This window comes from Ensifer sp. YR511 (assembly GCF_900103045.1).
Classification (GTDB): Bacteria; Pseudomonadota; Alphaproteobacteria; order Rhizobiales; family Rhizobiaceae; genus Ensifer; species Ensifer adhaerens.
On the sequence record NZ_FNGR01000022.1, the window covers coordinates 15,143 to 28,529 of the forward strand.

The window sequence follows — 13,387 nt, forward strand, 5'->3', positions numbered from 1 at the left end:
AAAAAGACGGTCCCCAAGGAGGGAGCCATCTTACACACGATCCGGAGAGATCCTGGATCGCTTGCGGGGTGCATCAATAGAACCGCTCGATCATAGGAATTTTCCCATGCCTGCGCGGCCGTTTCGTTGAAAGCCGTTTTTCAGCCTTGGATGTTCGAGCGCCGTGCCCTTCACTCTCGTCTCCAAAAACAGAACGCGATTGCCTTGTCGCAATCGTGGCCATGCCCTAGTTCTTGAAGCGATTTTAGTCTGGGCCTGCCTCGGCCACGTGCCACAGAACGGGTCGTATTTTATGATTAGGCGGAAAATGCATGCGCGGAAGTGAACGCGTTGAATTGAGGAATAGGACGCGGGATGCACATCAGCGGGTAGACGCGGCGGTCGGCGAGCTCAGCACTATCGAGGACTATCGCCGGTACGTAGCGCGCGTGTTGCCGTTTCGTGCGACAATGGACGAAGCGCTGAGGAACGTCTCTTGGCCTGAAGGCTGGAATTGGCGACCATCAGGGGTTGCAGAGCTGCTTGCTCAGGACGCGTGCGATCTCGGCTTGGCACCGGCGCGCCGCATTCGGCCTGATTTCGATCTTTCCGACCCAAGCGCGCTGCTCGGTGCCCTCTACGTGGTGGAAGGGTCGTCTCTCGGTGCGCGGGTCTTGCGTCAGAGGGCGTTGAAGCTTGGTTTCGATGAAACCTTCGGCGCGAAGCACCTTGCTTCGATGGCGAACGACACGACCCGATGGCCGTCCTTCCTGTCGCTCCTCGAACGAACCCGCGATTTTGACGTCGTTCGGTCTGCCGTCACGGCGAACGCCGTGTTTGCTCTCGCCCAAACTTGCTTTGAAAGTACATATCTTGTCGCCAGTTGAACCCGTCACCCTCGAGACTTGCGACAGGGAGCCCATTCATATCCCCGGGAGCATCCAACCGCACGGTTGTCTTCTGGCGTGCAATGTCGGGTTCACGACGATCGAACGCATATCGGCAAACGCTGCGAAGATGCTCGCCTGGGAGGGCAGCCTCCTTGGGCGGCCTCTTGTCGACGTGCTCGGCCCAAAGTTGTTGCATGATCTGCGCAATGCGCTTGCGGCCGCGGGAGCGGCCTCACGACCGGCCCTTTTGCTCGATGTCGCTTTTGGCGACCGCGTGTTCGACATTGCCGTCCACCTTCACAAGTCGGCCGTCATCATTGAGTTCGAGCCGGCGCCGTCGATCGGTCAGCCCTTGCATATCGCGCGCGAGATGATTGGCCGTATCAAGGACATCACCGACGTCGACCGTCTCGTGCAGCGCGCGTGCCGGATCGTTGCCGGTACCATCGCCTATGACCGCGTGATGATCTACCGCTTTGAGCAGGACGGATCAGGCAAGGTCGTCAGCGAAGCGAAACGCGCCGATCTTGAGAGTTTTCTGGGCCAGTATTTTCCAGCAAGCGATATCCCCCAGCAGGCCCGCGCACTTTATCTCAAGAACACCATTCGCGTCATTTCGGACGCGAGCGGTGCGCGCGTCCCGGTCGAGCCGGTTCTGGACGGATCCGGCGAACCATTGGACCTCAGTTTCGCGCACTTGCGCAGCGTTTCGCCCATCCATTGCGAATACTTGCGCAACATGGGCGTCGCCGCGTCGATGTCGATTTCGGTTGTTCTGGACGGCCAGCTCTGGGGGTTGATCGCCTGCCACCATTATTCGCCGCGCGCCCTGCCGATGGCTCAACGCGTTGCGCTTGAAGTGTTCGGCGAATTTTTCTCGCTGCACCTGAAATCTCTGAAGGAACGTCGCCGGGTTGCGGCCGTCGCCGGCACACGCGAAGCGCTCGACCGTTTTCTCATTTTGTCCTCCCATCACGAGGATGTGGGTGAGCTGTTGCGCCAAAGCCTGCGTGAATTCTCGCAGTTGCTGGCAAACGACGGCATCGGCGTCATGGTCGATGGCAAATGGGCGGGGATCGGCACCGCTCCGCCGGACGAAGAAAGAGCCGCTCTTCTGGACTTCATCCGCACTGTCAGCGAAGGGCGCGTTTGGGCGACACATGCCCTGTCACAGAAGTTCCTGGAGGCATCGGCCTACAGCGAGCGGCTTTCGGGCGTTCTCGCCATTCCCCTTTCGCAAACCGGCTCGGATTGCCTGGTGTTTTTTCGCAAAGAACTGGTCCAGACCCTCAACTGGGCCGGCAATCCTGAAAAGACCTATGAGGCAGGTCCACTCGGCGACCGCCTGACACCACGCAAGAGCTTTGCGATCTGGAAGGAGACAGTCCAGGCGCAGGCGCAGCCCTGGTCGGAGGCCGAGCGGGAAATCGCCGAGATCGTCCGGGTCGCGATCGTCGAGGTGGTGCTGCGACACAATGAGCTGATGGCGGGCGAGCGGCGCAAGTCCGAGGTTCGGCAGCGGATGCTGAACCAGGAGCTTAGCCACCGCGTCAAGAACATCCTCGCCGTCATCAAATCTCTGGTGACGAGCCCCCAACGGCACAAGAATTCGCTCGAAGAATATGTTTCGACGCTGCAGGGTCGCATCGAGGCGCTCGCAATCGCGCATGACCAGGTCGTGCGCGGCGATGGGGGCGGGATCCTGGCGGATCTCCTGGAGGCCGAACTCCAGCCTTACCGGACAAATCTGTCGACAATAACGCTCGAAGGTCCTGCCGTCTGGCTCGACAGCCGTGCTTTTTCGGTAATGGCGCTGGTGTTTCACGAGCTCGCGACCAACGCCGCCAAATACGGCGCGCTTTCGGTGACGGCTGGCGAAGTAGAGGTGCGCTGGACGATGACCGGCTCCGATTGCGACGTCTCCTGGCGCGAGCGAAACGGTCCGCTCGTCACTCTGCCGTTACGCAGGGGATTCGGTAGTGCCCTCATCGAGCGCAGCGTCCCCTATGATCTTCATGGGCGCAGCTCCGTCCGCTTCGAACCATCGGGGCTTGAGGCAGAGTTCAGCATCCCCTCCCCACACGTCAAACTCACCGCGTTAGGTCCGACAATGGAAACATATACGGTCGGTACCGCCGCTCCCGAACAAAGCGGCCTTGGCCGTGCAAACCCCAGGGTTCTGATCGTTGAGGATCAGATGCTCATAGCGCTTGATCTCGAAGCGATGCTGTCGGACGCAGGGTTCTCGGAGGTTTCGACGGCGAGCTCCGTGCAGCAGGCCATGGCACATATCGAGAGGACTGCTCCGGAACTGGCGATTCTCGATATCAATCTCGGGCAGACCAATTCGTTCGGGATCGCCGGCGAACTCATGCGCAGAGGCACTCCATTCGTTTTTGCTACAGGCTATGGCGAGGGAGCAGAACTGCCGCCGGACCTTATCGGCGTGCCGATCGTGCGCAAACCCTACAGCAGAAATGCCATCGTCGGAGCGCTTTCACTGCTGTGGGACGAGACCCTGTCCAGAGACGCGCAAAGGGCAGTGACAGGAACGACGAAGGGAAAGACCGAAATCGATGTCTGACATCAAGTCGCTGTCTCGCGAGCAACTCGAGGACGAGATCCTGAGGCTGAGGGCCCTGTCGCAGGGAGGCGCCGCGCTGAAGGTCCATAACGCCAGCGACGACGACGCGCGAGAGGCACGCTATCGAGCCCTTTTCGAGGCGATCGACGATGGTTTCTGCATTATTGGCTTCATCGACGGACCACATGGTCCGCTCAGCGATTACGTACACCTTGAAGCAAATTCCGGCTATGGCCGGCATACAGGCATCTCGGACATCGTCGGCAAACGGCTTCGGGAGATTGAACCCGGCAACGCGGATGTCTGGTTGGACGTCTATGGCAGCGTGTTGCGCACCGGCAAACCAGTGCGCTTCGAGCAGGAGTTCAAATCAGTCGCCAGGCATATCGAAGTTTCGGCCACCCGCATCGAGCCGGCAGGCCTGCGCCAGGTGGCGGTCCTATTTCGCGACGTAACCGAGAGGAAGAAGGCCGAAGCGGCGCTACGCGAGAGCGAAAGCCACGCGCGCGATAACATACAGCGTGTGCAAATGGCGATGGCCGCAGGGGCGATCATCGGCACGTGGCTGTGGGACGTGCCTACCGATCGCTTTACGGTCGACGAAGCTTTTGCGACCGCGTTTGGGTTCGATCCGCAGCAAGGGCGCTCAGGCCTGAGCCTTGCCGATATCGTCGGCGCCGTTCATCCCGACGATCAGGAACGAGTGACGGCCTCGGTCAGAGAGGCCCTGGCAAAAGGCGGAGCCTATGCCCACCAATACAGGACGCGTCGCGAGGACGGGAGGTATCGCTGGCTCGAGGCGAACGGTCGCGTGGAATGCAGCAGTGACGGTGTTGCGCTTAAATTTCCGGGTGTCCTGATCGATATCGAGGAGCGGCGCGCGGTCGAAGCCGAACGTGACCATGCCCTTGCGGCCCTCCGCACGCTCAACGAAACGCTAGAGCAACGGGTAGAGGAACGCACCGCAGCCCTTGTCCAGGCGGAAGACGCCCTGCGGCAGGCGCAGAAGATGGAGGCTGTCGGGCAACTAACCGGGGGCCTGGCGCACGACTTCAACAACATCCTCGCCGGCATCAGCGGCAGCCTTGATCTGATGAAAACTCGGCTCGCCCAGGGCCGTGTGGGTGAGATCGACCGTTATATGACGGGAGCACAAGGGGCGGTGAAGCGGGCCGCGGGCCTAACTCAGCGCCTCCTTGCCTTTTCCCGCAGGCAGACGCTCGATCCGAAGCCGTCGGACATCAATCGCATCGTCGCGGGTATGCAAGATCTGATCAGCCGAAGCGTCGGTCCTGGGGTGGCGGTCGAGACTGTCGGAGCAGGAGGGCTGTGGACGGCCTTCGTCGATGTTGGCCAGCTCGAGAACGCTCTGCTCAATCTTTGCATCAACGCTCGCGACGCGATGCCGGATGGTGGACGCTTGACGATCGAGACCGGCAATCGGTGGCTCGACGAACGCGCTGCGGCCCAACGTGGATTGCCGCCGGGGCAATATGTCTCCTTGTGCGTCAGCGACACCGGTACGGGCATGTCGCCGGATGTGGTCGCCCGCGCCTTTGATCCGTTTTTCACGACGAAGCCGATCGGACAGGGGACGGGGCTTGGCCTTTCCATGGTCTACGGTTTTGCCGGCCAATCCGGTGGTGCCGTGCGCATATACTCCGAAGTGGGCAAGGGCACGATGATCTGCATTTATTTGCCCCGCCACGCGGCCGAAGATCATAGCTCCGACATACCAGCCGACGCGGGGCCCGCGCCTGCAGCGACCGGAGTTCACACCATCCTAGTCGTGGACGACGAACCCCTGGTCAGGATGGTCGCGGTCGAAATTCTCGAAGAGCTGGGCTACGAAGTGCTGGAGGCGAGCGACGGCCCTTCCGCCCTTAAAATGCTTGATGCACGCCCCACAATCGATCTTCTGGTTACCGACGTCGGGCTGCCGAACGGCATGAACGGACGGCAGCTTGCGGATGCGGTGCGCGTCCAGCGTCCCGGTCTTAACGTACTCTTCGTCACAGGGTATGCGGAGAACGCAGTACTCAACCACGGGCACCTCGACCATGGCATGGAAGTGGTCACCAAACCCTTCACAGCTGACGTGCTGGCGCGGCGGGTCGAAAGCTTGATCCGCCAATGACAACTGGGTCTGGCGCGCCAGGCTTGCTGCATTTCGCCGATGGACAGCCAACTGCGCTCAGCTGACGGGACCACCGGGCAATCTGCAAGTCCGCGCTCTTTTCAGGAGTTTCGAAGTGCTCGATAACCCTCGTTCTGGTCAAGCTACGCCCTTGGTCTGAATTTCCGTCCGACCAAAGCCCGTAAGGGGAACAAAAAATCAACCTCCGCATTTAGCTGTCGGCGACGACGGCCGTCGCGGCAAGGCGTTTTCGTTGGAAATTCAATCGCTTTCGATTTCGCGCTGATACCAAAAGGCATTCCCAGTGACGGGCAGAGGAGCAAAACCATGAAAGCGATCGGATCGCTGGCATTTGGCATCGCATTGTCCGTTTGCGCCAGCGCCGCGGCTGCGTCCGTCGCCTCACTCGTGCTGGCCAAGCCCACCGAACCTCCTCTGCTGAAGTCGGCTTCGGCTCCAGATCTTTGGACCGCAACACCGGTCCGGATCGACCGGAGCCAGCAGAACTACCAGCGTTTGCCGCCCGTCTATTCCACTTACGTCACGAACCCGGTTTCGGCGAAGCGAACATCGGGGCGTCTGGCACTCACTGCTCCAACCTTGGTGACCTCCCATACCGGCCTCTCGACAGCCCACCGCGATTGGTGCTCAAGCCGCTACCGGTCCTATAACCCCGAAACCAACGCGTACCGCTCATACGGTGGACAAATACGAACGTGCCAGTCGCCTTACGCGGTCATGTACCCGATCCACAAAGACCGGACGGCGCAAATCGATCGGCGGTTCGTGGGCTACGCGACGGCCGAACCGCGTACCGTCTCGTGTACCGTCCGCTATCAGTCGTATCGAGCCGATGACAACACCTACCAGCCCTACAACGGCCCTCGAAGGCACTGCCTTTATCCATCCCAAGATGCGCGCCTCGAAGCGAGCAACAGCGTGCGGCCCGTGTCGGGGCGATGAGCAGCCCGCAAGTCAACTGCGGCACGAACATTCTTCGGCGGCACCGGCCTCTCCCGGGCGTGCGTTGCGACGGCTGAGGCATTCAAGGGATCGCGATCCCGATGGATAGCGAGAGTAAAGCGGAAGAATGAGCGTTCGTCCGGCTATCCAACCTCTACCGGAACATGGAGATGCAAAGAGTTGGAGAAAATCACGCGAAAGCGCAAATTGCGGTCCAATCGGCCACTGTGGTCCAACACGCGTCATATCAAGGTTGTCGCGCAAAGTCGCATCTCCGTTGACAAAGTCGATGTGTTGATCGTCGGCGCCGGCATCGGAGGGGCGCTGATGGCGTTGTCCCTTGCCAAGCGAGACATGAAAATTCTCGTCGTCGACCGACGCTGGCCGGTACAAGGCAGCACTTTGGCGAGCACTGCGATGATCCAGCACGAGATCGATGTGCCGCTCCACCGGCTCACCACGATGATTGGGCAGGACAAGGCGCGGCGCGCATGGCAACGCTCCGCAAGAGCAGTGGAAACACTGATCACGCTCATCGACAGTCTTGGAATCGACTGTGGCTTTGAACAAAAGAAGTCTCTTTATCAGTCCGGCAATGCCTATGGTGCCCGCGCGCTTCGCTTGGAAATCGACGCGCGGCAGGCCGCTGGCATTTCAGCAAGGTTTCTCAAGTCTGCTTGCTTGCGCGAAGAGTTCGGTCTCAATCGGACTGCGGCAATCGAGTCCGATATTTCTGCAGCCGCAAATCCGGCGCAATTGACAGCCGGCTTGTGGCGCAAAGCCCAGAGGGACGGTGTTTCGCTCATAGGCGACACGGAGATTACCGACGTACGCAGCGTTGAAGGATGGAACGCCGCTGCGACCTCGACAGGCGAAATCATACTGGCCAAGCACGTTGTGTTTTGCACGGGCTACGAGTTTCTCGACGTCGTGGCCCACCAAGGCCATCGGATGGTATCCACCTGGGCGCTTGCGACTAAGCCGCACCATCCACGGCCTGACTGGCTTAAGAACTATGTTGTTTGGGAGGCATCCGATCCATACCTCTATTTTCGCTCGACCAAGGATGGTCGCCTGATTGTTGGAGGGGAGGACGAAGAAAGCGCCACCGCATTTGCGGACCCTATCAAGCTTAGAGCCAAATCAAAGATCTTGCGCGCAAAGCTGTCGGCGCTCCTGGAAATACCAATCGGCGAACCGGATTATCTTTGGGCCGCGCCTTTTGGCATTACCTCTGACGGATTGCCGCTTATCGGAAACGTTCCGGGGCTGGAGAATGTCTATGCTGTGATGGGTTATGGGGGCAATGGCATTACCTACAGCCAGATCGCTGCGGAGATCGTGTCGTCAGAGATTTTGGGCTACCGCGACCCAGATAGCGAATTGTTTGCCTTTCGCTGAGCTTTGAAGCCAGGCAGCAAGCAGAAAGGCCGCCGGAACGGCGGCCTTTGAAGATAAAGAGTGGAGGTAGCTTTGGATCAATGGAAACGCTGGTTTGAATACCAGTCGTCGATATCTTTCCTCGCCTGATCCTTGGCATATCCATAACGCTCCTGGATCTTGCCTTCGAGTTGCTCGCGTTTACCGTTGATCTGGTCGAGGTCATCGTCGGTGAGTTTGCCCCACTGCTCCTTGACCTTACCCTTAATCTGCTTCCAGTTGCCTTCAACACGGTTCCAATCCATTTTGGGGACGCTCCATTGCTATTTCAGGTACATTTCTTGAACGAGTGAGCTACGCACTTGTTCCGTTATTTGTTGAGAATGATGGTGCTGTTTGTCGGGCCCGGCTCTATGAACCTCGAGACAGTTTAGCCGACTGCAGGCCCTGCCTCGTTGGTTTAGGCAATGCTTATCCGTTGCCAGCGGCATTATGCCGGTATGCCGGCAACGGATGAATTTAGGACCCGAGAAGACGCCTTGGGGACATCAGCGCCTGTAGCGCCGCCGCTCCTGTTCAACCTCATCGGGAGTATAGGGAGCGAGCGTCGGATCAAAGCGCCGCCAGCCCTGCTCGGAATAAGAAGCTCGACGCTGCACCGGGTCGACCCAGCTACCGCGGCGTAGGATCGCTTCGGCATCCGCCTGGAGCGCGTCGTCGACCCGTGCCGTGACGACCGCGCCACCGCGCCGTACGCCTTCCGCATAGACATGGGCATGTTCTTCCGGAACGCCCGAATCCGTCATCGCTCCGATAATCCCGCCGGCGGCACCACCTGCTACCGCGCCGGCGGCAGCACCCGCCGCGGTCGCGGCAAGCCAACCGGCTGCGACCACCGGACCGACACCCGGGATGGCCATGACCCCAAGACCAGTCAAAAGGCCGCCAATGCCACCGACCGCAGCGCCGACACCGGCGCCTGTCCCAGCGCCTTCAGCCGCGTTGCTTTCGTCTGCAGTGCCGTACCAATCCCCAACATTGTTGGAAACGATGCTGATGTCGTCCGACGGCACGCCGCGATCTTCAAGGGCTGACACAGCGGCGCGGGCGTCCGAATAGTCGTCAAAAAGTCCACTAACGGTTTTCATGGGGATTTCCTCGTTCTGGGGTTAGTTGGCAACAATGTTGCCCTGGTAGTCGAGCGCGACCTGCATGGATTTGCCGTCCTTCGAGGCAGTTGCGCGCCAGACGCCCTTGTCGTCGAGCTTTAGACCGGTCACATCGGTGTAGCCGGCGTCAGTAAGGCGATCCTTGGCCTGTTCTTCAGTGAAACTGTTGGCGCCGGCGACGGGCGCTGTTGGATTGGTGGTGTCTGGTGTTGCCACGGCAGGCGTATCACCATCTGCTGTAGCGGGAGGTGTGGCGGTCTGCGCGAGCGCGCCCAAACTCGATCCGCCGAGGAAGACCGCGGCGAGCAGGATATTTTTCATGATTTTGTTCCTCGTTTCGATCCTCGAGATGCGGGCATCCGGAGGAAAAATTTGAGATCATAAGAGCCACATCTCCGTTCGTTTCGACCCGGTGAGCAGCATGATGGATTATATGCAGCAGACTGAGGGAACACTGCGCTTCAGCATCAATGCTCCCTTCAGACGGACTCTACATGGCGTCCATGCCCTTGATGGCATTGTCGAGATGCGACGTGCATTTCTCCATGTCGTTCGCCATCATGGCATCTCTCGCCATGGTGAGTTCCTTGGTGGACTCGATCTTTTTTGCGCCGTCGGAGATTTGCGCGACTTGCTGTTCGGCCTTAGCGATTGAAGCTTCATCGCAAACGACCTTTTGCTGTGCCAGAGCGGGGCTGGCAAATGCCGCGATGAGGGCGAAAGTAGCAATCCGTTTCAGCATTTGTATGTTCTCCATTGGGCCGATACGACACCGGCGTTCACCGCGATTGAACGGCAAAACGGGTCGTTCTGTTCCGTTGATAGCGGGCCGAAAAGCGAAGTTTTTTCAAGGAACATCCAAGCGTTTGGTGCGTTAGGAGCGCGTGCAACTGTGGGTCTAGATGTGCGCTTTTTATGGGCTTTTGGCCGCCTTGAGAGTGAACAGCGAGCGCGGGTGCCGGTGCATAGGACGGAGGGCTTTGCGCGCTAGTCTTGTGGGTGGTCGTCAGGGGCGAAGATGCTCCCCGTCTCATCGCCATCCCAGTAGGTGACTTTCGACGCGTGAACCTTGATCATTAAAAGACCGGGGGTGTCCACGCCTTGGGGAAACCATCTTTCAAGCTCGCTCATCCAATGCTCGGCAAACGTCTGCTTGTCACCCACGAGCGAAGCATTCCCTTGGATTGCAATGAAAATACCGGGTTTGCCGAGAAGGCTCGGACGAGCGGTGTAAGTCAGGGTTACCTTCGGATCTGCCTTGATCTCGGTGATTTTTTGTGACTGCTCAAAGCAAAAGAACCAGGTGTCCCCCCTATAGTCCACGTCGCCATTGTTGCTCATTGGTCGACTGGAGATGGTTCCGTCTGCCTTCTTTGTCGAAAGCATGCCGAAGTCGATATTCTTCAGTTCGTTGGAGATGTCGTTGAGCGTCAAAGTCATCGTGCACTCCCGTTGGCGTTCAGGTCCTAACCGCGAGAGCACAAACAGGTTCCTTGACACCGCCCTGGCGCACGTCGTCGGTCACGGTTCGCTGAAACCGGTCGCGGAAACACGGGAGCGACCTGCAGGATCGTTGCGAAAGATCAGTCCACCCCGCGCCTTCGATCGCGCAGGCACGTAGTCAAGCGTGATCTCCGCGGTCTCTATGACATTATCGTTGTCGGTGATTTCGCCACGTACGACGACGGCGGCCGCCGTTCGGTCGGCTGCATTGTTAACATCGAACATGACCAGATATCCGCCAGCACTCCCCGCGCTGCTGACGATCGTCACCGAGAGGTCCGGAGGCCCATCGGCCTGGGTTGCAGCCTGATAGCTGATCCAGCCAATAAGCGCCGTGATCAGGATGGTGGAAACCGCACCGGTCGTCCATTCGATCCAATGCGCTCGACGATTTTCAACGGAGCCTGGTTTCGGGGTCTTTGCCATCACGTTACCTACAGAATGAGGCGCGCTGCGGCTGCGCCGATTGCGCTCGGGAAGGCGAGGACAGCCGTGGCGACAATCGCTTGTGTTGGATCGAGGCCGTCCAGCCGATGAAACGTCCATAGGCAATAGAGGCTGATCGCGAATGCGATGACGTAACCCGGCGTTGTGAAGCGGATAAGGGCATGCCAGCCAGGTGTGTTCTCATCGAGTTCATGGCCGCCTATGAAAGACAGGGCGTAGACGAAGCCATGCATCAGCAGGATCGACGCCAAGATTGCGGCAATGGCGTGCCACAGCGACATCTTAAAGGATATCAGGATCATTTCTTCGGTTGGGGCGACGTTGAGACCGAGAAACAGAGCCCCAACGACCATCATAAAAAGTTCGCCACCGTAACCATCGCCCCGCGTCTCGCCGATCGGATCCTTCTCGTCCTCGCCGCTTTCGGTTCGTGTCCCCAGTTCGCTGCGGCCGAGCAAGGCGCCAATGCTGGCTGGGACCGCCTGAATGGCGATCATTCCAAGCACTTCCGGCAGGGCCTGGCCAATTTTTAGGACGCCAATCATGAAAAGAACAAAGACACTCGCCGCGATACCCAGGCAGTATGCAATGCTTGCGTCTCGCAGCGCTTCGCGCCACGTCGATACATTTTCAAAGCCGATCCGACGCGCAAGGAGGACAAGCAGCGGAATGTTGACCACAAGCAAAATAAGCAGCCGGTCGCGGTCGATGTAGAGGCCGAGTTCCCACATTTCCATCGTGAGGAACATAGGCAGCGCAAAAAGCAACGCGCCGGCGAAGCCGCGTGCGAGGCCCTTCGCGAAGCGGCCATGGTCAAAATCGGCCCGCGTCCCGCCCTTGGTCATCTTTCCCTCTCAAGGTTGCTGTCGGCCTCGCAAGGACGCGGCAGCATTTCTCTGACAGAGGTAACGTCGAGAGACAGCGCAAGTTCCTGATGTCCAGCCGGCCGGTCCAGCCCCTCAATGTCGGCGTTTCCTTGCTTGCATCGATCAAGTGCACATCGAACCCGTTCAGCCGTCCGCACTCCGGTGATCGCGACCGGCGCGTAGCGCTCATGCTTTCGTTGCTCAGGGCATTGGAACAATAACAACGTCCACGTCTTTCCACGGGGTTGGTAGCCCTTGGGAAAGGGAATGTTCGTGAAGTTGGAGCAGTAAGCTATGCCCTTGGGTTCTTTCGACAAGGCGGGGAGTGAAGATATCTTGCGAGCGAGGCTTGCGGCCATTGTGGAGTCGTCCTTCGACGCCATCGTCAGCAAGGATCTCGATGGTACCGTGCGAACCTGGAACGGCGCAGCCGAACGCATGTTCGGCTACTCAGCCGAGGAGATGGTCGGGCGATCAATCCTGACGATCATACCCACTCATCTTCACGACGAAGAGCGAGATCTGCTGCAGCGCCTGCGCAAAGGTGAAAGGATTGAACCGTTCGAAACCGTCAGGCAGCGCAAGGACGGCAGCTTTGTAACCGTTTCGCTGACGATCTCCCCGATCCGCAACTCCAAGGGCCGCATCATCGGAGCATCCAAGGTTGCGCGCGACATCACATCCGCAAAGGACCGTGAAAGGCGAATCCGCCTGCTGCTGCGGGAGGTCAACCACCGGGTCAAGAACCACTATGCCATCATTCTTTCGATGATCCGGCAGAGCAGGAGCGAAGAAACGGAACCTGCGGTTTTCCAGAAGGACCTTGAAAACCGCATATGGGCCCTTTCGGCATCCCACGACCTGATTGCGTCGGCAGATTGGCAAGCAACAGATCTAAGAGGCCTGGTCGAAAAGCAGATCGCAGCGTTTCATGCTGAAGCGTTCTGTCAGATTTCTGGCCCGGGCATCGCGCTTGCCCCAGCTGCAATCGAAAATCTTGGGATGGCGATCCACGAGTTAGCCCTTCATTCGTCAAAGGGCGGCGTATTGCGGTCGCGTGCCGGCACGATTTCAATTACCTGGGCGCTGGCCACTTCCCCGGCAGGCCTTGCCTTTTCGATGTCTTGGGATGAGCACCCTGGCCCTGAAGGTCGCGACTATCAGTTGCCGCGCTCGGGTTTTGGCGCGGTCGTGCTAAAGAGGACAGTGCCGCAGGCCCTAAACGCCAAGGTGGAATCCGCCCACGGAGACGGATTTGCCCGGTGGCGGTTGGTCGGGCCCGCGGACCGCTTCCTGGAGTGGCCGCGCTTCTCTCTGTGAAATCACTGCAGTGACCACCGTGCACTGTCACCAAAATGTGACAGGCGGTGCCTGGCGAGAATGAGGTGGCGGCAGGGAGATGGAAAAAGAACGAGGGAGCCATAGTTAGAGCTCGCAAATTCAGCATTCCGCGGTTTAGCGGGAAAGGT

Annotated in this window: 13 protein-coding genes; 6 read left to right on the forward strand and 7 right to left on the reverse strand. The window is 59.1% G+C overall.

The features are described from left to right. Positions 1-311 precede the first annotated feature (311 nt). The 5 genes from BLU15_RS40190 to BLU15_RS27525 all read left to right on the forward strand — a co-directional run bounded on the left by BLU15_RS40190 (position 312) and on the right by BLU15_RS27525 (position 7,954). Positions 312-866 carry a biliverdin-producing heme oxygenase gene (locus BLU15_RS40190; protein ID WP_244546832.1) on the forward strand — a complete coding sequence of 185 codons (555 nt, stop codon included), beginning with the start codon at positions 312-314 and terminating at the stop codon, positions 864-866. Beyond that, a complete protein-coding gene (locus BLU15_RS27510; protein ID WP_244546833.1) occupies positions 853-3,453 on the forward strand; it encodes an HWE histidine kinase domain-containing protein in 2,601 nt (866 codons plus the stop codon). Before BLU15_RS40190 ends, BLU15_RS27510 begins: the two co-directional genes overlap by 14 nt. Continuing rightward, entirely contained in the window at positions 3,446-5,590 is a 2,145-nt protein-coding gene (locus BLU15_RS27515) for a response regulator (RefSeq protein ID WP_082566423.1), read from the forward strand. The genes BLU15_RS27510 and BLU15_RS27515 overlap by 8 nt, the downstream gene beginning before the upstream one ends. Before the next feature lie 327 nt (positions 5,591-5,917). After that, complete coding sequence (locus BLU15_RS27520) at positions 5,918-6,553, forward strand: BA14K family protein (RefSeq protein ID WP_082584573.1); 636 nt, start codon at positions 5,918-5,920, stop codon at positions 6,551-6,553. 180 nt (positions 6,554-6,733) lie between these two features. Next, a complete protein-coding gene (locus tag BLU15_RS27525) occupies positions 6,734-7,954 on the forward strand; it encodes an NAD(P)/FAD-dependent oxidoreductase (protein WP_090299794.1) in 1,221 nt (406 codons plus the stop codon). 77 nt (positions 7,955-8,031) lie between these two features. Here the strand turns inward: BLU15_RS27525 and BLU15_RS27530 are convergent, their stop codons facing one another. From BLU15_RS27530 to BLU15_RS27560, 7 genes are all read right to left on the reverse strand, one after another. Further along, positions 8,032-8,238: a CsbD family protein gene (locus BLU15_RS27530; protein ID WP_034803410.1), complete on the reverse strand. Its 207-nt coding sequence runs from the start codon at positions 8,236-8,238 to the stop codon at positions 8,032-8,034. 243 nt (positions 8,239-8,481) lie between these two features. Then, positions 8,482-9,081, reverse strand: a complete 600-nt coding sequence (locus BLU15_RS27535; protein ID WP_090299796.1) for a general stress protein — start codon at positions 9,079-9,081, stop codon at positions 8,482-8,484. A gap of 21 nt (positions 9,082-9,102) precedes the next feature. Then, entirely contained in the window at positions 9,103-9,423 is a 321-nt protein-coding gene (locus BLU15_RS27540) for a PepSY domain-containing protein (RefSeq protein WP_090299797.1), read from the reverse strand. A 169-nt stretch (positions 9,424-9,592) separates the two neighbouring features. Continuing rightward, positions 9,593-9,844 (reverse strand): hypothetical protein, encoded by a 252-nt coding sequence (locus BLU15_RS27545; protein ID WP_034794901.1) that lies wholly within the window; start codon positions 9,842-9,844, stop codon positions 9,593-9,595. A 245-nt stretch (positions 9,845-10,089) separates the two neighbouring features. After that, complete coding sequence (locus tag BLU15_RS27550) at positions 10,090-10,542, reverse strand: pyridoxamine 5'-phosphate oxidase family protein (protein WP_060608047.1); 453 nt, start codon at positions 10,540-10,542, stop codon at positions 10,090-10,092. An 81-nt stretch (positions 10,543-10,623) separates the two neighbouring features. Next, entirely contained in the window at positions 10,624-11,031 is a 408-nt protein-coding gene (locus BLU15_RS27555; protein WP_034794896.1) for a TIGR02588 family protein, read from the reverse strand. Between the two features lie 8 nt (positions 11,032-11,039). Next, complete coding sequence (locus BLU15_RS27560) at positions 11,040-11,897, reverse strand: TIGR02587 family membrane protein (RefSeq protein WP_060608044.1); 858 nt, start codon at positions 11,895-11,897, stop codon at positions 11,040-11,042. Positions 11,898-12,218: 321 nt separating this feature from the next. Between BLU15_RS27560 and BLU15_RS27565 the strand changes: the two genes are divergently transcribed. After that, positions 12,219-13,238 (forward strand): PAS domain S-box protein, encoded by a 1,020-nt coding sequence (locus BLU15_RS27565; RefSeq protein ID WP_176960367.1) that lies wholly within the window; start codon positions 12,219-12,221, stop codon positions 13,236-13,238. Positions 13,239-13,387 lie beyond the last annotated feature (149 nt).

Coding starts and splice junctions, on each gene's coding strand:
- BLU15_RS40190 (WP_244546832.1), top strand. CDS start 312: ATGCGCGGAAGTGAACGCGTTGAATTGAGGAATAGGACGCGGGATGCA.
- BLU15_RS27515 (WP_082566423.1), top strand. CDS start 3,446: ATGTCTGACATCAAGTCGCTGTCTCGCGAGCAACTCGAGGACGAGATC.
- BLU15_RS27520 (WP_082584573.1), top strand. CDS start 5,918: ATGAAAGCGATCGGATCGCTGGCATTTGGCATCGCATTGTCCGTTTGC.
- BLU15_RS27530 (WP_034803410.1), bottom strand. CDS start 8,238: ATGGATTGGAACCGTGTTGAAGGCAACTGGAAGCAGATTAAGGGTAAG.
- BLU15_RS27535 (WP_090299796.1), bottom strand. CDS start 9,081: ATGAAAACCGTTAGTGGACTTTTTGACGACTATTCGGACGCCCGCGCC.
- BLU15_RS27540 (WP_090299797.1), bottom strand. CDS start 9,423: ATGAAAAATATCCTGCTCGCCGCGGTCTTCCTCGGCGGATCGAGTTTG.
- BLU15_RS27545 (WP_034794901.1), bottom strand. CDS start 9,844: ATGCTGAAACGGATTGCTACTTTCGCCCTCATCGCGGCATTTGCCAGC.
- BLU15_RS27550 (WP_060608047.1), bottom strand. CDS start 10,542: ATGACTTTGACGCTCAACGACATCTCCAACGAACTGAAGAATATCGAC.
- BLU15_RS27555 (WP_034794896.1), bottom strand. CDS start 11,031: ATGGCAAAGACCCCGAAACCAGGCTCCGTTGAAAATCGTCGAGCGCAT.
- BLU15_RS27560 (WP_060608044.1), bottom strand. CDS start 11,897: ATGACCAAGGGCGGGACGCGGGCCGATTTTGACCATGGCCGCTTCGCG.